The following is a 22,132-nucleotide window of genomic DNA, read 5'->3' as shown; positions in this document are numbered from 1 at the left end:
GCGCGACGACACGGCCCCTCCGCCACGAACAGAGGACCATGACCGATCCGATTGAAACGCCGCCGCCGGACCCGGCCGCCGCGGCGCCCCGCCTGACCCTCCTCGATCTCGTCGCCTTCGTGATCGCCACCGGTGCCCTGTTCGCCCTCCTGATGCTGGGCCTGCCGTTCGTCGATCCCGTGGAACTGGCAATGGCGCTGGGCAATCGGCCGGAGGCGGCGATGACGTCGCTGGCGCTGCTGGCCGCGACGTTCATCGCTCCGGCGCTCGCCGTGGCGGCCGCGACCGTCAGGCACGGCTCGCTCGCGCTGCCGCTGCTGGGATTCAGACGGTTCCACCGCGGCTGGTGGTGGCGCGCCGTGGCGATCAGCCTCGCGGTCGTCGCCGTGCTCGATTTCGGCGTTCTCGGCGCCGCCGAATGGCTGTTCGACTACAAACCCGATCTGGAGGTCGAGCGCTTCATGCAGTCGGTCACGACGACGGCCGCCGACACAGCAGTCGCGCTGCTCGTCGCCGGCCTGTTCGGACCGTTCGTCGAGGAGCTGGTGTTCCGGGGTCTCGTCTTCGGCTACGTCCGCGCCCGCTTCGGCTACCGGCCGGCCTTGGTCGTATCGACGCTGCTGTTCGCCGCCGCCCATATGGAGGTCGTCCATGTCCTCCTGGTGGTGCCGAGCGGCCTGGCGTTCGGCTGGCTGCGAGAGCGCAGCGGTTCGATCTGGCCCTGCGTCATCGGCCACGCCGCGACCAACATCCTCGCGGTGCTGATGACGCACCTCTTCCGCTGACCGGCGCGGCCGCCGCTATCCGGCCGCCAGCTTGCGCGCCACGAAGTCGAGCCGGTCCTGGCCCCAGAAGATCTCGCCGTCGATGACGTAGCTGGGCGCGCCGAACACGCCGCGCTCGATGGCCATGCGCGTATCGGCGTCGCGCATCGCCGCGACCGCGGGATCGGCGGCCATCCCGGCCACCGCCTTCGGGTCGAGCCCCACCGAGGCGATGATGCCGGCCAGCGTATCCGGATCGGCCACGTTCTTGTCCTGCTCCCAGACGCCCTTGAGCACGGCGTGGGCCAAGGTCATCGCCTTGCCGCCGTCGATCCGCTCGCGCACCGCGATCACGCTTTTGACGGCCGGCAGCTCGTCACCGGGGAAGAATTTCGGCTCCAGATTGATCGGCACGCCGAGATGCGCGCGCCAGCGCTTCAGCTCCATCATCCGGTAGGCCTGCCGCTGCGGCGCGCGCTTGGGCAGCGGCACGCCGCCGGACACCGCGAAGATCTCGCCGAACGCCACCGGCCAGATCCTGATCGTCGCGCCATGCTGACGCGCCAGCGCCTCGATGCGGGCGGCGCCGAGATGCGTCCACGGCGACATCAGCGAGACGTAGTAGTCGATATGCTTGGCCATGGCGTCGGTCCTTCGCGGTTTCGGCGGCGCGGCAAGGTGCGCGATCCGGCGCGGCGCGACAATAGCGACATCGCCCCTCGACTGCCGGGGGCCGCGCGCGCCAGACTACCGAGATGACCTCCCGATGGATCGCGATCACCGGCGGCGACGCCGCCTATTTCGACCTGATGCGCGGCTGCGTGTCGTCGATCCGCGACAAACCTGAAGGGCGCGACGCGGCGCTGGGCGTGCTCGATTGCGGCCTGACCGACGCGCAACTCCGGTGGTGCCGCGACCAAGGCGCCGAGATCGTCGTCCCCGATTGGGATTTCGCGTTTCCCGGCCGCGCCGGCTGTTCCGACGCTTTCAAGGCGCTGACGGCGCGGCCGTTCCTCGCGCGCTACTTCCCGGGCTTCGAGACCTACCTCTGGATCGACGCCGATTGCTGGGTCCAGGGCTGGTTCGCGATCGACCTGCTCCTGCGCGGCGCGGCGCGGCGCGATCTCGCCGTCGCGCCGGAGATCCACCGCGCCTTCCGGCACTACCGCCACGCCTGGGCCGAATTCAGCGGCGTCAACGGCGCCGCCTTCGCCAAGGCGTTCGGCCCGGAGACGGCCGCCAAGCTGGTGCGCTATCCGCTGATCAATGCCGGCGTCTTCGCCATCCGCGCCGGGTCGCGGGCCTGGGGCGTCTGGGCCGAGACGCTCGGCGACGCCTTGCAACGATCGACCGACATGACCGACCAGATCGCGTTGAACGTCGCGGTCTACGAGCGCGGCCTCTCGGAGGAGGCGCTGCCCAGCCTGTGCAACTGGCCGGTCCACCACGCCCTGCCCGCCTGGGACGCCGCTCGCGGCATGTTCGTCGAGCCGTCGCTGCCGCACGACCCGCTCGGGATCCTCCACCTGACGATCTACACGAAGCGGGTGGAGGCGTTCGACGTGATGCAGATCGGCGGGCCTGACGACGGCCGCAGGCGCGGGATGACCGTCCGCTACGTCCCGCCCGGCGCGGAACGGTGGCGCGCGGCGGCGCCGGACGCGTTCAATCCCTGACGCCGCGGGGCGCCGGCCCGCGATGGACTCGGCGCCCCCGGCGCGCCATATACCCCCGCATGACCGCAGGGGTGCCGTTCCGGAAGATGCACGGGCTGGGCAACGACTTCGTCGTGCTCGACGCACGTGCGCGGCCGCTCGACCTGCCGCCGCCCCGACGCGTCGCCATCGCGCACCGCGCCACCGGCGTCGGCTGCGACCAGCTGATCGTGCTGGAGCCGCCGACCGACCGGCACGCCGATGTCTTCATGCGCATCTTCAATCCCGACGGCAGCGAGGCCGGCGCGTGCGGCAACGCCACGCGCTGCGTGGCGTCCGTGCTGATGGACGAGCGCGGCGTCGACGACGTCGTCGTCCAGACCATCGCCGGGTTGCTGGAATCGGAGCGGACCGGCACCGGCGCCAACGGGCTGCCGATCGTCAGCGTCGACATGGGGCCGGCGCGGCTGGACTGGCGCGACGTACCGCTGGCGCGCGCGTGCGACACGTTGCACGTGCCGCTGTCGCTCGGACCGTTCTCCGACCCCGTCGCCTGTTCTATGGGCAACCCGCACGCCACGTTCTTCGTCGACGATCCGGCGCTCCAGGACGCCGCCGTCGTCGCCGAGCACGGCCCTCGGCTGGAGCGCGATCCGCTGTTCCCCGAGCGCGCCAATATCGGCTTCGCGCGCCTCGTCGGGCCCGACAGGCTACGTCTGCGCATGTGGGAGCGCGGCGCCGGCCAGACCCTGGCCTGCGGCTCGGGCGCCTGCGCCGCGGCGGTCGCGGCGGCGCGGCGCGGGTTGACCGGACGCAAGGTCGAGATCGTCCTCGATGGTGGCGCGCTGATGATCGAGTGGCTGCCGGACGGCCACGCGCTGATGACCGGCGGCGTCGCGGTGTCGTTCACCGGCACGCTCGATCCGTCGTTGCTGCCGTGAACGCGACGATGGCACACGGCGCGGCATCGACGCGCGGCGACGTCGAGGTGGTCACGTTCGGCTGCCGGTTGAACGCCGTCGAATCGGACGCGATCCGGGCGCGCGCGACCGGCGCCGGCCTGTCCGGCGCGGTGATCGTCAACACCTGCGCCGTCACGGCCGAGGCGGAGCGGCAGGCGGCGCAGACGATCCGCCGGCTGCGCCGCGACCGGCCGGGAGCCCGCATCGTCGTCACGGGCTGCGCCGCGCAGATCGCGCCGGCGAAATGGGCCGCGATGCCCGAGGTCGACTCCGTCCTGGGCAACATGGAGAAGCTGACGACCGAGGGCTACACGGACGGCGGTGGCCGGGTGCGCGTGGCCGACATCATGACCGCGCCGGCGGACGAACGGGCGATCGCCAGCGTCTCCGGCCAGAGCCGCGCTTTTCTGCAGGTCCAGACCGGTTGCGACCATCGCTGCACGTTCTGCGTCATCCCGTTCGGGCGCGGACCAAGCCGCTCGGCGCCTCTGGGCGAGATCGCGCGCCTCGCCCGTCTCGCGGTCGCGGCCGGCCATTCGGAGATCGTGCTGACGGGCGTCGACCTGACGGCGTTCGGGGCCGATCTTCCGGGGCGGCCGACGCTCGGCGAGGCGTGCCGCCGTCTCCTGCGGCTCGTGCCCGCTTTGCCGCGGCTGCGCCTGTCGTCTCTCGACCCGGTCGAGATCGACGACACGTTGATCGCCCTGCTGGGCGACGAGCCGCGGTTGATGCCGCACCTGCATCTCAGCGCCCAGGCGGGCGACGACATGGTGCTCAAACGGATGAGGCGCCGGCACGCGCGCGGCGACGTCCTGCGTCTCGTCGACCGCGTCCGGCGGGTCCGCCCCGGCGTCGCGTTCGGCGCCGATCTCATCGCCGGCTTCCCGACCGAGACGGACGGCATGTTCGACAACACGCTGCGGCTCGTCGACGAGGCGTCGCTGACCTGGCTGCACGTCTTCCCCTACTCGGCCCGCGTCGGCACGCCGGCGGCGCGCATGCCGCAGGTGCCCGGCGACGTGCGCCGCGCACGCGCGTCGCTTCTGCGGGCGGCCGGCGCGCGGCGCGCGGAGGCGTTCCTGCGCGGCCGGATCGGCACGCGCGCGCGCGTCGTGATGGAGCGCGACGGCACCGGCCACAGCGAGCATTTCGCGCGCGTCCGGCCGGCGTTCCCCGCGCCGCCGCGGGCGCTGGTCGAAATCGACATCGAGGGTCTGGCCGACGGCGTGCTGACCGGCCGGCCCGTGGAGCGCGTCGCGGCATGACCGAGCCCAGGAAATCATGGTTCGCCCGGCTCAAGGACGGCCTGACGAAGTCGACGCAGCGGATCACGGAGAGCATCACCGCCGTCTTCACGCGCAAGAAGCTCGACCAGGCGACGCTGGACGACCTCGAGGAGGTGCTGATCCGCGCCGATCTCGGCGTCGCCGTGGCCGGCCGGCTGGTCGCCAACCTCAAGCGGACGCGCTTCGACAAGGAGGTCACCGACGAGGAGGTGCGCGCCGCCTTCGCCGAGGACATCGCCGGCATCCTGGCGCCGGTCGCGGTGCCGCTGTCCATCGACGCCTCGAAGCGGCCGCACGTCGTGCTCGTGGTCGGCGTCAACGGCAGCGGCAAGACCACGACCATCGGCAAGCTGGCCAAGCGGCTGGTCGAGGACGGCCGCAAGGTCAGCATCGCCGCCGGCGACACGTTCCGCGCCGCCGCGGTCGAGCAGCTCAAGATCTGGGGCGAGCGCGCCGGCGTGCCGGTGTTCGCCAAGGCGCAGGGCGGCGACGCCGCCGGACTTGCCTACGACGCGCTGGCCGAGGCGCGGGCGGCGGGCACCGACGTGCTGCTGATCGACACCGCCGGCCGGCTGCAGAACAAGACCGGGCTGATGGAGGAGCTGGCGAAGATCGTGCGCGTGATCCGCAAGCTCGACGACGCGGCGCCGCATTCCTGCGTGCTGGTGCTCGACGCGACGGTCGGGCAGAACGCCCATAGCCAGGTCGAGACGTTCCGGGCCATGGTCCAGGTCGACGGGCTGGTGGTCACGAAGCTCGACGGCACGGCGAAGGGCGGCGTGCTGGTGGCGCTGGCGGAGCGCTTCAAAGTGCCGGTCGTCGCGGTCGGCGTCGGCGAGGGGATCGACGATCTGCGGCCGTTCGACGCGACGCATTTCGCGCGCAGCCTCATGGGACTGGAGATCAAGGCGTGAGCGAGCAACGCGAGGGCGCGGAACCGCCGGGCTGGCGCAAGCTGGTCGGGCCGCTGCTGGAGATCGGGCCGCTGCTGATATTCTTCGCCGCCAGCGGCCGGTGGGGCGTCTACACCGGCACGGCGGTGTTCGTCGCCGCGACCTGCGTGGCGCTGCCCCTTTACCGCCTCCTCGAGGGAAGGTGGCCGATCATGCCGATGGTCAGCGGCGTGTTCGTGCTGGTGTTCGGCGGCCTGACGATCTGGCTGCAGGACGAGCTCTTCATCAAGATGAAGCCGACGATCGTGAACTGCCTGTTCGGCGTCATCCTGATGGGCGGCCTGTTCTTCGGCCGCTCGCTGCTGAAGCCGCTGTTCCGGGCCGCCTTCCGGTTGACCGACATCGGCTGGAACCTCCTGACGCGGCGCTGGGCGCTGTTCTTCTTCGCGCTGGCCATCATCAACGAGATCGTGTGGCGCAACTTCTCGACCGACACTTGGATCGCGTCGAAGATGGTCGTGAGCCTGCCGCTGACGCTGGTGTTCGCCGTCGCCCAGACGCCGCTGCTGCGCCGCCATTGGGACGGCCCGGACAATCCGTTCAAGGCCGGCTAGGCCGCGAGGCGAGGGAGGACGCGCATGAGGATCGTCGTCGTCGGCGCCGGGATCGGCGGACTCACGGCCGCGATGTGCCTGCGCGACGCCGGCCACGACGTGCGCGTGTTCGAATCGGTGCCCGAGGTGCGGCCGCTGGGCGTCGGCATCAACGTGCAGTCCAGCGGCGTGCGGATCCTGACGGCGCTGGGGCTGCTCGACGCGCTCGACGCGGTCGCCATCCGCACGCAGGAATTCGTGTTCGCGAACCGACACGGCCAGCCGATCTGGCGCGATCCGCGCGGACTCTCCGGCGGCTACCCGTGGCCGCAATTCTCGATCCACCGCGGCGAACTGCAGATGATCCTGTTCGAGGCCGCCGTGAGGCGCCTCGGCGCCGCGAACGTCCGCACCGGCCACCGGCTGACCACGTTCGAGACCGCGCCCGACGGGCGCGTGACAGCGCGCTTCGCCGACAAGGACGGCGCGCCGGCCGGCGAGGAGAGATGCGACGTCCTGGTCGGCGCCGACGGCATCCACTCCACCGTCCGCGCCGCGTTCTTTCCGGACGAAGGCCCGCCGAAATGGAACGGCGTCATGATGTGGCGCGGCACCACCGAGGGCGCGCCGTTCCTCACCGGCGCCTCGATGGTGCAGGCCGGCCACCAGGCGCAGAAATTCGTCTGCTACCCGATCTCGCGGCGGCTGGCCGGCGAAGGCCGCGTGCTGATCAACTGGATCGCCGACCTGTATCTCGGCGGTGAGAGCCGCCGGCGCGAGGACTGGAACCGGCTGGGCCGCGTCGAGGACATCCTGCCGAAATTCGCCGGCTGGAATTTCGGCTGGCTCGACGTGCCGGCGATCATCAAGGGCGCCGGCGCCATCTACGAGTTCCCGATGGTCGACCGCGATCCGCTGCCGCGCTGGACGCACGGCCGCGTGACGCTGCTCGGCGACGCGGCGCATCCGATGTATCCGATCGGCTCCAACGGCGCGACGCAGGCGATCCTCGACGGCGAGGCCCTGGCGGCCGCGCTGGCCGAGCACGCCGACCCCGGCGACGCGCTGCGGGCCTACGAGGCGCGGCGCCTGCCGGCCACCGCGCGCATCGTCGAGACCAACCGCGCGCGCGGCCCGGACCGCGTCCTCGACATCGTCGAGGAGCGCGCGCCGGACGGTTTCACGGATCTGGAGTCGGTGCTGCCGGCGGCCGAGCTGGAGTCCATCGTCGGGGAGTACAAGCGCATCGTCGCCATGGACCGCGACACGCTGCGCGCCCTGGCCGGCAAGCGGGCGGGTTGACGCCGCGCGGTGGAACTGTCGGTGGCGGTGCTCCCGGCCACCACGTCGCCAGGCGCCACCTGACGCGACTGTACGGGCGGGCGATGTCGGAAATATGACGCGGTCCGGCCGGCGATGGCATAGTGCGGCGCACCGGCGCCGGATCGTGGACATCCCCCAGGACATGCCGCACATCGCGCACTTTCGAGCGAGGCCCGCCCGTAGCGGCGGGGCGCGCGCATGAGCTTCGGACGCGCCATCGCGTTGATCGGCGGCTGGACGATGCTCAGCCGCCTGCTGGGCTTCGCGCGCGACGTGGCGATCGCGGCGCTGGCCGGCGCCGGACCGGTCGCCGACGCGTTCTTCATCGCGCTCAAGCTGCCGAACCTGTTCCGCCGGCTTTTCGCCGAAGGCGCCTTCGCCTCGGCCTTCGTGCCGCTGTTCGCGCGCGCCCGCCGCGAGGGCGGCGACGCGGAGGCCGCGGCGTTCGCGCGCGAGGCGCAGGGCGCGCTGCTGGCCGTGCTGGCGCCGTTCGTGGTGGCCGGCATCGCCGCCATGGCGTGGATCGTGCCGCTGGTTGCGCCGGGACTGGCGTCGAAGCCGCCGGAGACGCTGAGCTTCGCCATCGAGTTCAGCCGGATCGCGTTCCCCTACCTGTTGTTCATCTCGCTGGCGTCGCTCTACGCCGGGATCCTCAACTCGCTCGACCGCTACGGCCACGCGGCGGCCTCGCAGGTGCTGTTCAACCTGTCATTGATCGGCGCGTTGTTCGCGCTGACGCCGTTCCTACCGAACGCCGGCTACGCGCTGTCGTGGGGGCTCTGCCTCGCCGGCGTGGCGCAATGGCTGTGGCTTCTGGTGGCGTGCCGGCAGGCCGGCGTGGCGCTGCCGCTCGCCTTCCCGCGCCTGACCGCCCGCGTGCGGCGCCTGCTGACTCTGGCGCTGCCCGCCGCCGTCGGCGCCGGCGTCCAGCAGATCAACCTCGTGCTCGAGATCGTGTGGGCGTCGCTGCTGCCGACCGGCGCGATCTCGGTGCTGTACTACGCCGACCGCATCAACCAGCTGCCGCTGGGCGTGGTCGGCGTCGCGATCGGCACGGCGCTTCTGCCGCGGCTGGCGCGGCTGATCCGCGACGACCAGGCCGCCGGCGCCATGCACAGCCAGAACCGCGCCGTCGAGTTCGGCCTGCTGTTCTCGCTGCCGGCGGCCGTCGCGCTGGCCGTGGTGGCGTGGCCGGTGATCGCCACGCTGTTCCTACGCGGCCAGTTCACAGCCGAGGACGCGCGCCGCACGGCCGAGGCGCTGACGGTGTTCGCGCTGGGGCTGCCGGCTTTCATCCTGACCAAGACGCTGGCGCCGGGCTTCTTCGCGCGCGAGGACACCGCCACGCCGCTCAAGATCGCGGTGTTCTGCATCTCCCTCAACATCGCGCTGAACCTGCTGTTCATCACGCTGCCCGAGCGCGGGTTGATGCCGCGGCTGGAGCATGTCGGCGTTGCGCTGGCGTCGTCGGTCGCCGGCTGGTTCAACGCCGTCCTGATGTGGCTGGTGCTGCGCCGCCGAGGCCACTTCCATGTCGACGCGCGGTTGGCGGCGCGCGGACCGCGCATCGCGCTGGCGGCGGCGCTGATGGGCGCCACGCTATGGGCGGCGATGGCGTGGACGCCGCTCGGCGGCGCCTTCGACGCCGGCGGCGCCGGACGCTGGCTGGCCCTGCTGATCCTGTGCGGCGGCGGCGGCGCGGCGTTCGTCGCCTTCGGCGCGGCGCTTGGCGTCATCCGGCCGGTCGAGATCCGCGGCCTGCTGCGCCGCGACCGCACCCTGCCGCCCGACCCGCGCGACACGACGCCGCTGGAGTGACGACGGACGCTCAGCCGCGGATCTGGTGGCGTTCCAGCTCGTCGCCGAGGCGGCCGGTCAGGAACAGGCCGCACATGCGGTAGTCGCTGATCAGCGACCAGTAGGGGTGCGTGAAGGTGGCCGGCCGGTTCCGCTCGATGACGTAGTGTCCGAACCACGCCGGACCGTAGCCGAACAGCGGCACCAGGATCAGCAGCCACCATTGACGGCTGGCGATCGCGCCGACCAGCAGCGCCGCCGACGCGATGGTGCCGACGTAGTGGACCGCGCGCGTCGCCGGCTTGGCGTGCTCCCGCAGATAGAACGGCCAGAACTCGGCGTAGGTCGCGCAACGTCGCGCCATGTCCCGCCCTCCGTCGCCACCCGTCAGCGCGGCCGGCCGGTCAGCTCGACCTGCTCGCGCAGGGCGTCGTGCAGCGCCGCGGTCGGCTCGCCCGTCTCCGGCATGCCGGCGAGTTTCTCGAACTCGCGGATCGCGGCGCGCGTGGCCGGTCCGATCACGCCATCGGGCTCGCCGCTGTAGAAGCTCAGCGAGGCGAGCATGCGTTGGATCTCGACCAGACGGACGCGCGGATCGGCGGGGGCCGCCGGCTTCGCGGCCGCGGGCGGCGGCACGGCCGACGGGGGTGCCGGCGTGGCGGCGGCGGGGCCGGTCGGAGGCGGTCCGAAGCCGCCGGTGGCGGGCGTCGACGCGCCGGGCGAGGACGGACCCGACGCGCCGGCGGGCGGACCGAAGCCGATGGCGCCGGCGGCGCGCGCGCGCGCGGCGTTGCGCATCGTGTCGACGATGATGCGGTACTCCGCCTCGCCGATGCGCTGGGCGCGCTGGAGATCGGCCGCCGGCAGCGTCCGCTGCAGCTCGACGACCTTGGCGTCGGCCGCCACGACGATGGCGGCGTTCTCCGGCTCCGGCCGCGCCCGGTCGAAATGGCCGGTCATCGCGTACCACACGACCGCGGTTGTCGGATCCACGCGGATCGCGGAATTGCCGCGCTCGTGCATCTCCCCGAGCATGAACATCGCGCGCGTCAGGCCGAGACGGGCGGCCAACAGCAGCGTGTCGTGCGCGCGCTGCGGATCGGCCGGTCCGCCGATGCCGTCGCGCAGCATCATGCCGAGATTGTTCCAGCCGCGCGGCTCGCCCGCCGCGCCGGCGCGCGCGTACCACTCGCGCGCCCCGGCGGGATCGGCCGGGACGCCGACGCCGCGCTCGAGCATGACGCCGACATTGAAGATCGCCGACACCACGCCGCTGTCGGCGGCGCGCCGCAGCCAGCGGCCGCCTTCGACCGGGTCGGCCGGCACGCCGGTGCCGCGGATGTAGCGGAACGCCAGCTCCTCGATCGCGTCGAGATCGCCGGCCTCGGCCATGCGCCGCAAAGCGTCGATCGACACGGCCGGGAGTTCGGCGCGCGGAATCTTGGGCTGCGGTGGCGCCTCCGGGGGGGATGCCGCGGCCGGCGCCGCGGGCGCGGCGGTGGACGCGGCCGGCGGCGGCGGTTCCGCTGGCGCCGCTGGCGCCGGTGGCTTCGGCGCTGGCGGCGTGGTCGCCGCCGTCGCCTCCGGCTTGGTCGCGGAAGGCGCGGCGCCGGTCTTGGCGGGTTCACCCGTGGACTGTTCGGCCTGCGTCGGCTGGCGCGGCGCCTTGACCTTCTTGGGCTTGAAGTACCACCAGGCGCCGCCGGCCGCGATCGCCACCACCACGACGCCGGCGAGGACGCGCGGCATCATAGAGCGCGGGCGCTCCTGCTCCGCCGCCGCGGTCCGGCCGGCCGTCAGGATGCGGGCGCGGCGCTCGATCGCCTCGACATCGAGCGGCGTGGCGCCGCCCTCCGGCGTCTTGGCGGCGGATTCAGACGGCCCCTCGGCGGTGGCCGTCGTCCGCCCGCGCGCGAGAATCCGGTTCATCGATTCGGCCGACACGGCGTCGGCGGCGGTCGCTTTGGCACCGACGGCGGCATCGTCGGCCGGACCGCTGGAGGCTCCAACTGGTTTCGCGATCGCCGCGGACTCCGATGCCGGCGAGGGCGTGGCTTCGGCCGGCGGCGGGGCGGATTCAGCCGAGACGGCCGGATCAGCGCCGGATTCCGTCGGTTTATCCTCCGCGGCCGCCGGGTCGGGCGACACAGCGGCGGCGCCTTCAGCGGCCGCAGGCGCCGCCTTGGCCGGCGCGGGGGCGGCGTGTTCCTCGGTCAGAAGCAACGGCGTGTCGCCGGTCGCCGCCCCGGACGGCGCGGACGCGGGCGTCGCCTCCGTCGCCGGACCGCCTTCAAGCACCTTTCCCGCCGTGCCAATCGGCGCGGCCTCCGTCCCGGAATCCGCGAAAATCTCGTCGAGCGACGGCACCTCGGCGACCGGCTCCTTCGCCGCGACGGGCGACGGCGGCACCGGCTCCAAGCGCACGCTCGACTGCCCGGCGCGGCGCGGTACGGCGTCGCGGGGGATCACGGACGGAGGGTCGGGCTTCTTGCGGTCTGTCATGGTCAATCGCGCGGCCGGCGACCATCGCCGGCGGGCGGCCACTCTAGCCGAAGGATCAGGGCGCCGCGAGGGCAAGGACCCGTGGCGTGCCGACGGGACTATTGGCTCACGTTGCGCAAAAACTTCTCAGGCGGCGGTTCACCCCATTGCGACTGGAAGCCGTCCTCGACACTCAGGAGGTTCGAACCGTCGGAGGCGTTCAGCCGGTCGGTGTCGGCCCAGCGCTCGTGCACGCGGCCCCACGGGTCGGACCAGTAATCGTACACCTGGCTGCCGAGCAGATGGCGTCCCACGCCCCACATGTGCTCGTATCTGCCGAGCGACTTCAGATGCGCGTGGTCCTTGAGCACGGCGTCGACGTCGGGGACCTCGTAGGACACGTGGTTGAGCCCGGCGCGGTCGTTGTGCACGGCGAAGAACACGTGGTGATCGACGTATTCGTCGCCGCGGTCGAGGCGGTTGAACGACCCGATGACATTCTCCTTGGCGCCGGCGTAGACATCGTCCGAGCCGATGAATCCGAGCGTGTCGCGGAACCATTTGACCGTCTCCGCGACGATCGGCGTGCTTAGCACGGCGTGGCCGATGCGCTTCACGGGCGCGGGCGACGGCGGCAGACGCATCAGACGCCCGGCGCGCCGCAGCGGCTCGTCGCCGGAGTTCAGCAACTGGCGCGGAGCCGCGATCGGGTCGAGGCGCAGCATGCCGTGCACCACCTCGATGGCGTAGCCGTTGGGCTCGCGCAGCCGCACGCGGTGGCCACCGCCGGGATCGTCGACCGCCTCGACGGCGGAGGCGCCCGGCGCCGCGGCGAGGCGCTCGAGATCGGCCATCGAGCCGGCGTGGTAACCGATGGCGAGGAACCGGGGCGGGCCCTTCTCCGCGATGTGGACGTGGTGCGGCGAGTCGGTGCCGCGCATGTACAGCGCGTTCTCGGTGCGCGCGGCGCGGATCAGCCCGAAATCGACGAGGAACGTCTCCATGGCGTCGAGATCGGGCGCGCCGAGGCGCACGTAGGCGAGATCGGTGACTTTGGTCAGCGGCATGGCGCGGCTCCCCGCCGGCTATGGAAACGAGAGGCGTCGAGGCTAGCGCCGCGCCGCGGTCGCTGTCCATCGCGGCGGGGACGCCTCAATAGAGCGACTTCAGCACCGCGTGCACGCCGAGCAGCAGGAGCGCGACGAACACCACCACCCGGAACTGGTCGACCGACAGGCGGCGCCGGACCCGCTGGCCGCACCACATGCCGGCCATCGCCGGCACCACCGCGGCCGCCGACACCGCCGCGCGGGGAGCGTCGAGGACGCCGTAGCCGGCCAGCGTCGCGGTGATCGTGATCATCACCGCGCACAGCACGATGCCCAGCGCCTGCACGAGCTCCGCCGGTTTCATCTCCAGAGCCTGGAGATAGGGCATCAGCGGGATGATCGGCACGCCGACGATGCCGGCGACGAACCCGCTGGCGGCGCCGACCGGCACCGACGCCCAGCGCTCCCAGCGCTCGGCGACATGGAAGCGAAGCTTCCCCAGCCCCATAGCGCCGTAGACGATCAGCACCGCGCCGAGCACGGGCATCGCCCAGGTCGGCGCCTTGCGGCCCACGAACGACACCGTCAGCCAGACGACGACGCAGACCGTGAGGATCAACGGCCACAGCCGCCGAACCAGCGGCATGAAGCGCCCGCCGACCGCGGCCTGCCAGACGTTCGTCACGATGGTCGGCAGCGTCAGCAGCGCCATCGCCTCCGGCACCGGCATGACGACGGCCAGCAGCGCGATCGACACCGTGGGCAGGCCGAGGCCGACCAGTCCCTTCACGCCGCCGGCGACAAGGAAGACCGCGACGCCCAGCGCGGCGAGCGACCAGCTCATCCCCGCGTCACCGCCACCACGCCGCGACGGCGGCGGCCGCGGCGATGAAGGCCGCGATCCACGAGAAATCGGCGAGACGGCGGCGGTTTGGACGGTCGGGCCCGGCCGCCGCCAGCTCGCGCTCGGCGCGGCGGCGTTCCCGCTCGGCGACCTGCTCCAGCGCGTCGACCAGGCGCGGCAGCTTGCGGATGCCGTCCAGCGTCTCGCCGGCGGCGCGTTCCAGCCGCGCACGCGGGCCGAAATGCGTGCGCATCCAGTCCTCGATCAGCGGCCGCGACAGCTCCCAGATGTTGACGTCGGGATTGAGCTTGGTGCCCATGCCCTCGGCCATAAGCATCGTCTTCTGGAGCAGCAGCAGCTGCGGCTGCGCCTGCATCTCGAACTGCTCGGTGACGCGCAGAAGCTGCGCCAGCAGGCGGGCGATCGAGATCTGGTTCGACGGCTTGCCGAAGATCGGCTCGCCGATCGAGCGGCAGGCCTGCGCGAACAACTCCACGGATTTGTCGGGCGGCACGTAGCCGGCGCGGAACTGCACCTCGGCGACGGCGGCGTAGTCGCGCCGCAGGAAGGCGACGAGCAGCTCGGCGAGATAGCCCCGCGTGGCGGTGTCGACGCGGCCCATGATGCCGAAATCGACCGGCACGATGCCGCCGCCCTCGTCGACGAAGGCGTTGCCGCCGTGCATGTCGCCGTGGAAGAAGCCGTCGCGGAACACCTGGAAGAAGAACGCCTCGGCGCTCTTGCGCAGCACCGCGTCGAGATCGTGCCCCGCGGCCAGCAGCCGGTCGCGGTCGCCGATCGGGATGCCGCGCACGCGCTCCATCGTCAGCACGCGTCGCGCCGTGCGGTCCCAGTCGATCGCCGGCGTGCGGTAGCCCGGATCGCCGGCGAAATTGTCGCCGAGCTCCTGCGCCGCCGCCGCCTCCATGCGCAGGTCCATCTCGATGCGCACGACGTCGGCGAAGGCGCGCACGGACTCCACCGGCCGCAGCCGGCGGAACCGCGGCTGGGCGCGCTCGACCAGCCCCGCCAGCCAGTAGAACAGGTCGAGATCGCGGGCGAACGCCGCCTCGATGCCGGGGCGCAGCACCTTGACGGCGACCTCGCGCCCGTCGGTCGTGGTCGCGTAGTGGACCTGCGCGATCGACGCCGCCGCCACCGGGACGTCGTCGAACGACGCGAACAGCGCCGCTATCGGCGCGCCCAGCTCCGACTCGACGATGCGCCGCGCCTCGGCGCCGGGAAACGGCGCCAGATGGTCGGCGAGCTGGCCGAGGTCGAGCGCGACCTCCTCGTTGAGCAGGTCGGCGCGGGTCGACATCGCCTGGCCGAACTTGATGAAGCTCGGCCCCATGTCGGTGAACGCCGCCGCGAGCCTCTCTCCGGGGCGCCGCGGATCGTCGCGCCGCCTCGCGAGCCGCGCGACGGCGACCAGCCCCGGCGCGACGCCGAGCGTCTCCAGCGGAAACAGCGCGTCGTGGCGGGCGAGCGTGAAGGCCAGCCGCGCCAGACGGACGCCATTGCGGAGCGAGCGGAACATCTACGCCGCCACCGGACGCGGTTTCGCGCGATACCTGAACTGGCGGCGGTGGCGGTCCATCACACGCGCCAGCCGCTGTGGAGCGCGACGATGCCGCCCGAGAAATTGCGCCACGACGCGCGCGCGAAGCCCGCCGCCGTCATCATGTCCGCCAGCTTCTGCTGTGGCGGATGCCGCCGGATGCTCTCATGCAGATAGCGGTATGATTCCTTGTCGCCCGCGACCAGCCCGCCAAGGGTCGGCAGCATCGTCGCCGAGTAGCCATCGTAGATCCGGTCGAGCACGGGCACCACGACGCGGCTGAACTCGAGGCACAGGAACCGGCCGCCCGGCCGCAGCACGCGGCGCGCCTCGGCAAGCGCGCGGTCGATACGGGTCACGTTCCGCAGACCGAACGCGATGGTGTAGGCGTCGAACCGGCGGTCCGCGAACGGCAGCGTCTCGGCGTCGCCCGCGACCCAGGACAGTCCGCTCAGGATGCCGCGATCCGTCGCCCGGTCGCGCCCGACCGAGAGCATGGCGTGGTTGATATCGCAGACGGTGACCGGCGCGGCGCCGCCAGTGCGGGCGTGGAGCCGGAACGCAATGTCGCCGGTGCCGCCGGCGACGTCGACCAGCGCCATGCCGGGGCGCGGCGCCAAGGCGTCGACCATCGCGCTCTTCCAGAGGCGGTGCACGCCCAGCGACATCAGGTCGTTCATGACGTCGTATCGCGCGGCGACGCTATCGAAGACCTGGCGCACCATTCCGGCCTTGGCCTCGGCCGGAACCTCGCGGAATCCGAAGGACGCCGTTTCCGACGCGGCGGCGTCGCTCGGGAGAGTGGGTTCGGGCGTCATGGGGCCCAGATATAAAGGCCCGCCGGCCGGCGCGCCATGGACCGCGGCCGCGGCGTTTGCGCTCCGCCCAGGCTGGCGATCAGCGGCCATCCGGCAACCTGACGTCGATGACCAGTGGCCGATGGTCGGAGCCGATATCCGGCCCCAACCGCCGATCGACCACAGCGATTCCGGGGCCGATCAGCGCGTGGTCGATCGCCAATCCCGCCGCCGGCAGGGCGGAGAACCACGTCGGCAGCGGCCGGCGCGGCGACTCGGCCGGCACCATCGCGGAATCCACGAGGCCGCCCGCCGCCAGCATCCGACGGAAGGCGATCGAGAATGGAGTCGTGTTGAGATCGCCCAGCAAGATCACTCGGTCGCCGGCCGCGATCCGCGCGCCGGCGAACTCCGCCGCCAAAGCGAGCGAGGCGTCGCGGCGGTCCGGCGGCACGCCGAGGAGGCCGCCGGGAAGCTCCGGGCGGGGCGCGTGCAGGCCGATGATTGCGAGGCACGGCGCGTCCACGCCGTCGCCGCAGAACCGCGCCTCCATGACCGGGAAATCGGCCCCATGCCGACGGTCCATGCGGAATGTCGTCGGCGCGCGCCGGCTCACGAGCAGCAGATCGAAGGCGCTGCGTTGCGGAAACGACGACTGGAAGGGATACGCCGCGCGACGGTCGCTTGCGGCGCGCTCGTGATGGGCAGAGAGCTCGGTCAGGACGGCGATGTCCGGCCGCTCCTCGTCGAGCAGACGCGCCAGCGCCGGCGCGCCGGTGGTCCAATTCTGCAGATTCGCCCAGACGATGCGCGTTTTCGGCGCCGCGCCGGGAGGCGCGACCGGCGGCGGCAGGAACGCCGGGACGACCACGACCGCCAAGGCGGCCGCGCCGATCGAGGCCACGACCGTCGCGTGGCGGACGCGGAACAAAACCGCGACGAGCGCGGCCACGACGCACGCCGTCGCGATCTGCGCGCTCAGTTCGGCGTAAAGCTCCAATGGACGCCAGTGACGGCCGGCCTGCGCCAGCAGCGCCAGGCCGGTCGCGAGATAGCAGCCGATCACGACCAGCGGGCGCAGCAGCGATCGACCCGACGTTGACGGTCGAGGTGTAGAGGATGATTGCGGCACGGCGCCGAGCGTAGCATGTAGGTCGCCCGCGCAGCCGCGCGCGAACGTCCGGATTCAGATGCCCGAGCTCCCCGAAGTGGAAACCGTGCGCCGCGGTCTCGTCCCGCGGCTGGTCGGACGCCGCATCCTTCGCCTCACGCAGCGCCGCAAGGATTTGCGTCTACCGCTGCCCGCGCGTTTCGCTCAGCGGCTCGAAGGGCGGATGATCGCCGCTCTGGAACGGCGCGCCAAATACATGCTGTGGCGGTTCGAGGGCGGCGACACGCTGGTGGTGCATCTCGGCATGTCCGGCCGGATGACCGTGATGCCCACGGGGATGGCGAACGAGCGCCCGTTCGAGACCCACGACCACGTCGTGTTCGACACAGACGATGGCTGGCAGATCCGTTTCAACGACGCGCGGCGGTTCGGCCTGATGCTGCTGGTACCCGACCACGAGATCGGAAAGCACAAACTGTTCAAAGGTTTGGGGCCGGAGCCCTTGGAGCCCGAGTTCGACGGGCCGGCGCTGGCGGCGCGGCTGGCCGGGAAGAAGACGCCGATCAAGAGCGCCCTGCTGGACCAACGCGTGCTGGTCGGAGTCGGCAACATCTACGCCTGCGAGGCGCTGTTCGATTCCGGGATCTCGCCGAAACGGCTGGCGCGCACGGTCCGCGGCGAGCGCGCCGACCGGCTCGCGGCGGCGATCCGGGCGGTGCTGGAACGGTCGATCCTCGATGGCGGCTCGACCTTGCGCGACCACGTCCAGCCCGATGGCGAGCTGGGCTATTTCCAGACGCGCTTCGCCGTCTACGACCGCGAGGGCCGGCCGTGCCCGGGCTGCGACTGCGGCAAGGGGGTCAAACGCTTCACCCAGGCCGGGCGGTCGACCTTCTTCTGTCCGGCGCGGCAGCGTTGACAGCGTTGTCGTCCCGCCCGAATCCCGATACCAACGGCGCCTACGCGCACGAAAAGGAGTCTCCGATGGCGGCGTACGAAATGATCGAGGTCGAGACCCGCGACCGCGTCGGTATCGTGCGGCTGAACCGGCCGAAGGCGTTGAACGCGCTTTGCGCGCAGCTCGTGCGCGAGATGGGCCAGGCGCTGGACGCTTTCGAGGCGGATCCCGGCATCGGCTGCGTCGTGGTGACCGGCGGCGAGCGCGCCTTCGCGGCCGGCGCCGACATCAAGGAAATGAAGGAAAAGACCTACCAGGATGTGTTCCTGCAGGATTTCATCACCGTCGGCTGGGAGCGCGTGTCGCAGATCCGCAAGCCGGTGATCGCCGCGGTCGCGGGTTTCGCGCTGGGCGGCGGCTGCGAGATGGCGATGATGTGCGACTTCATCATCGCCGCCGACAACGCCAAGTTCGGCCAACCGGAGATCACGCTGGGCACGATTCCGGGCGCCGGCGGCACCCAGCGCCTGCCGCGGTTCGTGGGCAAGTCGAAGGCCATGGATCTGGTCCTGACCGGCCGCATGATGGACGCGGTCGAGGCCGAGCGCTGCGGCCTGGTGAGCCGGGTGGTGCCGCTCGACAAGCTGATGGAGGAGGCGCTGGCGGCGGCCGCGAAGATCGCCTCGATGTCGCTGCCGGCCACGATGGTCGCCAAGGAGGCGGTCAACCAGGCGTTCGAGACCGGCCTCGCCGAGGGCGTGAAGTTCGAACGGCGCACTTTCCACGCCAGTTTCGCCTTCGAGGACCGGGTCGAGGGCATGAACGCCTTCGCCGACAAGCGCAAACCCGTCTGGAAACACCGCTGAGACGGCCGCGGACTCGCCTTGACGCCCTCCGGGGGCGCCGTTATAAGCCGCGCTTTCCCGAGCAACCTCAAGGATTACGGGGATTTTCGTCCCCGCCGGATGGATCGACATGGCCAATCACAAATCCGCCGAGAAGCGCGCCCGCCAGACCGAGCGCCGCACGGCCGTCAACCAGTCGCGCCGGTCGCGGGTCCGCACCTTCGTGCGCAAGGCCGAGGAAGCGCTGAAGAGCGGCGACAAGGCGGCGGCGCAGGTGGCGGTCCGCGAGGCCGAGAGCGAGCTGGCGCGTGGCGCCGGCAAGGGCGTGATGCACCGCAACACCACCGCGCGCAAGACGTCGCGCCTGGCCGCGCGTCTCAACGCGATGACCTGATCCCGTCGCGCGGGGCGCCGCGCGGACGATCGAAGTCGGAACGCCGGTCGAGAGACCGGCGTTTTTCTTTTGCCCTCGCCGCCGCGCCGGCATCCTCGCCGCGGAACGGCGGGCGCGCGGCGCGACGGGGATCGGCGACGCGCGCGACGACGTCGCGGCGGGAGACGGCACGCGCCGCGCCCGAGTTGTCCCCGCGATCAAGGTAACTCACACAATCCACAATTTCACACGCGCCGCTCGAATCGCACGCGCCGCGGCGGCGGCGAACGCGGACGCGCATGCGAATCGAGCGCGTTGCGCCCGCGGCGCCCGCGCGATGCCACATGTTGAAGCGCGCGCGGCGGCGCGCTCGGACTCGACGCGCGCGACTTCCTCCGCCGCGCGATTGTCAACGCGGCACGTCACGCCCGCGGCAAAATTTTCCGCGCGACTCCGCGACTCGAATCGTTGCGACCCGCGATGCGCGTGAGTAAGGTCCGTCTGTCCGCGGGTGATGCGTGGGGTTGACCTCGCGGACTGGTCACGATGGCAACGCCATCGAAAATTAAAATCGTTGTTCGTCAGGGAGAGCGTCGTCTCGGCGTTTCGGTTCGGAGGGTTCGTCCCCCGTGTCCGAGGCGCGTCCGGCGTCCGCGTCCCCATCGCGACAGCGACATAGACCGCTCCGGCCGCCGACCCCGAACGTTGAACCGACCCAGGGGGAGCGATGAGCGAGGCGGTGCGAACGTCGGGCGGATACGACATCGCGGCGGCGGAAGGCTACGCCGGCGACGTCAAGCCGGGCGTCGCGTGGCGGATGCTGGGCGAAGTCGCCGCGGCCCGCCTCGTCGACGTCCGTACCGCCGCCGAATGGGCGTTCGTCGGCGGACCCGATCTCCGCCCCCTCGGCAAGAACGCGATCGAGATCGAGTGGCAGAGCTTTCCCTCGATGCGCGCGGACCCGGAGTTCGCGCGCAAGGCCGCGGCGCTTCTCGGCGACGACCGCGGCGCGCCGGTGCTCCTCCTCTGCCGCAGCGGCGCGCGCTCCGCCTCGGCGGCGAGGGCGCTGACGGCGGCGGGCTACGCGGCGTGCTTCAACGTCGCCGATGGATTCGAAGGTCCGCTCGACGGCGACGGCAGACGTGGCCGGACCGCCGGGTGGAAGGTGGAGGGCTTACCGTGGAAGCAAAAATAAGTCGACGGAGGAGAACGCGGTGGCTAACGTTTTGACGGCGTCGACGGCGCGGACGGAAAACCAAAATGAAACCGTTGCGATGGCGGGGATGGGCATGACCGATAGGTCCGGTCGGGGGATGCTGGAGAGCCAATGGACCAAGGTCCAGGAGCTTCTCCGCCACGAGATCAGCGAGAAGGCGTACAGCACGTGGCTGGCGCCGTTGACGCTGGGGGATTTCCGCGAGGGCCGGCTGCGCCTGGCCCTTCCGACCCGGTTCATGCGCGACTGGGTCAGCAGCCACTACGTCGACCGTCTGCGCGCGCTGTGGCAGCGCGAGAACACCGCCGTGCGGTCGATCGAGATCGTCGTGCAACCGACCGTGGCGCCGGTGCGCAAGGGTCCGGAGATCGCCGACGCGCCGTCGATCGACGCCGCGCCGTCCAGCGGCGCGCTGCCGGCCTCGATGCCGCGCGTCGGACCGTCGGTGTCGCGCTCGCCCGACCGCGCCTACGACGACCTGCTCGGCGGTCCGGACGCGCGGTTCACGTTCGACAATTTCGTCGTCGGCAAACCCAACGAGTTCGCCTACGCCGCCGCGCGCCGCATCGCGGAGACCGACAGCCCGGCGTTCAATCCGCTGTTCCTCTACGGCGGCGTCGGCCTCGGCAAGACGCATCTGATGCACGCCATCTGGCAGGCCATCCGCGAGCGCAACGCCCAGCGCCGCGTGCTGTACCTGTCGGCCGAGACCTTCGTGAACAAGTTCATCCAGGCGCTGCGGTCCAAGAACACGATCTCGTTCAAGGAGCAGTTCCGCGGTGTCGACGTGCTGATGGTCGACGACGTGCAGTTCATCTGCGGGAAGGACACCAGCCAGGAGGAGTTCTTCCACACCTTCAACGCGCTGGTCGACCAGAACAAGCAGATCGTGCTGTCGTCCGACAAGGCCCCGCAGGAGCTCGACGGCATCGAGGACCGGATGCGCTCGCGGCTCTCGCACGGCCTGGTCGCCGACATCCACGCGACCACCTACGAATTGCGGCTGGGCATTCTGCAGAGCAAGGCCGAGCAGACCAAGGTCCAGGTGCCGGAGCGGGTGCTGGAGTTCCTCGCGCACAAGATCACCTCGAACGTCCGCGAGCTCGAGGGCGCGTTGAACCGGGTGATCGCCCACGCCACGCTCGTGAACCGCGAGATCACCCTCGACGCCGCCCAGGAGGTGCTGCACGACGTCCTGCGGGCCGCCGACCGGCGCATCTCGATCGAGGAGATCCAGCTGCGTGTGTCGCAGCACTACAGCATCAAGATCGCCGAGATGGGCTCGCCGCGCCGCTCGCGCTCGGTCGCCCGGCCGCGCCAGGTGGCCATGTACCTCGCCAAGCAGCTGACCCAGTGCAGCCTGCCGCAGATCGGCCGCAAATTCGGCAACCGCGACCACACCACGGTGATGCACGCGGTGCGCAAGATCGAGGAGCTGCGCGCCAGCGACGCCACGATCAACGAGGACGTCGAGTTGCTGCGCAAGATGCTGCAGGGCTGATCCAGGCCGGCCGGCCGGCGGCATTCCAGGACGCCGGCGCGACGCGCCGGCGTCGTCGTTTCCGGGCTCGCCCCGAAACCGCTGGGAAGGCCGCCCGAAGGCCGAAACGGCCCCGCTAAGGGCCGGAAATAGCTTATAAAAACCTATTCAACCGCAGGCGACGTGGTATAGTTTTCGACCGCA

Annotated in this window: 21 protein-coding genes; 13 read left to right on the top strand and 8 right to left on the bottom strand. The window is 71.5% G+C overall.

The features are described 5' to 3' along the window. The first annotated feature begins 38 nt into the window (after positions 1-38). Positions 39-785: a CPBP family intramembrane metalloprotease gene (locus IPK81_12990; GenBank protein ID QQS10583.1), complete on the top strand. Its 747-nt coding sequence runs from the start codon at positions 39-41 to the stop codon at positions 783-785. Between the two features lie 15 nt (positions 786-800). Here IPK81_12990 and IPK81_12985 read toward each other — a convergent pair whose 3' ends face one another. Further along, positions 801-1,406, bottom strand: coding sequence for a 2-hydroxychromene-2-carboxylate isomerase (locus IPK81_12985; GenBank protein ID QQS10582.1), 606 nt, complete (start codon positions 1,404-1,406; stop codon positions 801-803). A 113-nt stretch (positions 1,407-1,519) separates the two neighbouring features. On the opposite strand from IPK81_12985, the gene IPK81_12980 reads away from it, so the two are divergent. From IPK81_12980 to murJ, 7 genes are all read left to right on the top strand, one after another. Further along, on the top strand, positions 1,520-2,440 hold the full coding sequence (locus IPK81_12980; GenBank protein ID QQS10581.1) for a hypothetical protein: 921 nt from the start codon (positions 1,520-1,522) through the stop codon (positions 2,438-2,440). 59 nt (positions 2,441-2,499) lie between these two features. Then, a complete protein-coding gene (locus tag IPK81_12975; GenBank protein QQS10580.1) occupies positions 2,500-3,360 on the top strand; it encodes a diaminopimelate epimerase in 861 nt (286 codons plus the stop codon). Positions 3,361-3,368: 8 nt separating this feature from the next. Further along, complete coding sequence (gene mtaB, locus IPK81_12970) at positions 3,369-4,646, top strand: tRNA (N(6)-L-threonylcarbamoyladenosine(37)-C(2))-methylthiotransferase MtaB (protein QQS10579.1); 1,278 nt, start codon at positions 3,369-3,371, stop codon at positions 4,644-4,646. After that, positions 4,643-5,581, top strand: a complete 939-nt coding sequence (gene ftsY, locus IPK81_12965) for a signal recognition particle-docking protein FtsY (GenBank protein QQS10578.1) — start codon at positions 4,643-4,645, stop codon at positions 5,579-5,581. The genes mtaB and ftsY overlap by 4 nt, the downstream gene beginning before the upstream one ends. Next, complete coding sequence (locus IPK81_12960; protein ID QQS10577.1) at positions 5,578-6,174, top strand: septation protein A; 597 nt, start codon at positions 5,578-5,580, stop codon at positions 6,172-6,174. Before ftsY ends, IPK81_12960 begins: the two co-directional genes overlap by 4 nt. A gap of 24 nt (positions 6,175-6,198) precedes the next feature. Next, positions 6,199-7,455, top strand: coding sequence for a flavin-dependent oxidoreductase (locus tag IPK81_12955; GenBank protein ID QQS10576.1), 1,257 nt, complete (start codon positions 6,199-6,201; stop codon positions 7,453-7,455). Positions 7,456-7,674: 219 nt separating this feature from the next. Continuing rightward, the gene (gene murJ, locus IPK81_12950) at positions 7,675-9,294 is read left to right on the top strand and encodes a murein biosynthesis integral membrane protein MurJ (GenBank protein ID QQS10575.1); all 1,620 of its coding nucleotides are present in this window, start codon (positions 7,675-7,677) and stop codon (positions 9,292-9,294) included. 10 nt (positions 9,295-9,304) lie between these two features. Here the strand turns inward: murJ and IPK81_12945 are convergent, their stop codons facing one another. From IPK81_12945 to IPK81_12915, 7 genes are all read right to left on the bottom strand, one after another. Beyond that, a complete protein-coding gene (locus IPK81_12945) occupies positions 9,305-9,637 on the bottom strand; it encodes a DUF962 domain-containing protein (GenBank protein QQS10574.1) in 333 nt (110 codons plus the stop codon). Between the two features lie 23 nt (positions 9,638-9,660). Then, positions 9,661-11,202: an SEL1-like repeat protein gene (locus IPK81_12940; protein QQS10573.1), complete on the bottom strand. Its 1,542-nt coding sequence runs from the start codon at positions 11,200-11,202 to the stop codon at positions 9,661-9,663. Positions 11,203-11,873: 671 nt separating this feature from the next. Continuing rightward, positions 11,874-12,821 (bottom strand): VOC family protein, encoded by a 948-nt coding sequence (locus IPK81_12935; GenBank protein ID QQS10572.1) that lies wholly within the window; start codon positions 12,819-12,821, stop codon positions 11,874-11,876. Positions 12,822-12,906: 85 nt separating this feature from the next. Next, positions 12,907-13,647 carry a sulfite exporter TauE/SafE family protein gene (locus tag IPK81_12930; protein QQS10571.1) on the bottom strand — a complete coding sequence of 247 codons (741 nt, stop codon included), beginning with the start codon at positions 13,645-13,647 and terminating at the stop codon, positions 12,907-12,909. A 7-nt stretch (positions 13,648-13,654) separates the two neighbouring features. Further along, positions 13,655-15,187 (bottom strand): 2-polyprenylphenol 6-hydroxylase, encoded by a 1,533-nt coding sequence (gene ubiB, locus IPK81_12925; GenBank protein QQS10570.1) that lies wholly within the window; start codon positions 15,185-15,187, stop codon positions 13,655-13,657. A 59-nt stretch (positions 15,188-15,246) separates the two neighbouring features. Beyond that, a complete protein-coding gene (gene ubiE / locus IPK81_12920; protein QQS15089.1) occupies positions 15,247-16,026 on the bottom strand; it encodes a bifunctional demethylmenaquinone methyltransferase/2-methoxy-6-polyprenyl-1,4-benzoquinol methylase UbiE in 780 nt (259 codons plus the stop codon). A 79-nt stretch (positions 16,027-16,105) separates the two neighbouring features. Then, positions 16,106-17,137, bottom strand: coding sequence for an endonuclease/exonuclease/phosphatase family protein (locus IPK81_12915; GenBank protein QQS10569.1), 1,032 nt, complete (start codon positions 17,135-17,137; stop codon positions 16,106-16,108). Between the two features lie 58 nt (positions 17,138-17,195). Between IPK81_12915 and mutM the strand changes: the two genes are divergently transcribed. From mutM to dnaA, 5 genes are all read left to right on the top strand, one after another. Beyond that, positions 17,196-18,035, top strand: a complete 840-nt coding sequence (mutM, locus tag IPK81_12910) for a bifunctional DNA-formamidopyrimidine glycosylase/DNA-(apurinic or apyrimidinic site) lyase (GenBank protein QQS10568.1) — start codon at positions 17,196-17,198, stop codon at positions 18,033-18,035. 65 nt (positions 18,036-18,100) lie between these two features. Then, positions 18,101-18,880, top strand: coding sequence for an enoyl-CoA hydratase (locus IPK81_12905; GenBank protein ID QQS10567.1), 780 nt, complete (start codon positions 18,101-18,103; stop codon positions 18,878-18,880). Positions 18,881-18,989: 109 nt separating this feature from the next. Continuing rightward, positions 18,990-19,253: a 30S ribosomal protein S20 gene (gene rpsT / locus IPK81_12900; protein ID QQS10566.1), complete on the top strand. Its 264-nt coding sequence runs from the start codon at positions 18,990-18,992 to the stop codon at positions 19,251-19,253. A gap of 706 nt (positions 19,254-19,959) precedes the next feature. Next, a complete protein-coding gene (locus IPK81_12895; GenBank protein ID QQS10565.1) occupies positions 19,960-20,427 on the top strand; it encodes a rhodanese-like domain-containing protein in 468 nt (155 codons plus the stop codon). 88 nt (positions 20,428-20,515) lie between these two features. Continuing rightward, positions 20,516-21,949, top strand: coding sequence for a chromosomal replication initiator protein DnaA (gene dnaA / locus IPK81_12890; GenBank protein ID QQS10564.1), 1,434 nt, complete (start codon positions 20,516-20,518; stop codon positions 21,947-21,949). Positions 21,950-22,132 lie beyond the last annotated feature (183 nt).

It is taken from the genome of Rhodospirillales bacterium (assembly GCA_016699855.1).
Classification (GTDB): domain Bacteria; phylum Pseudomonadota; class Alphaproteobacteria; order Reyranellales; family Reyranellaceae.
Note: the sequence above shows the minus strand (reverse complement) of the source record. Positions and strands in the feature narration are given on the sequence as shown.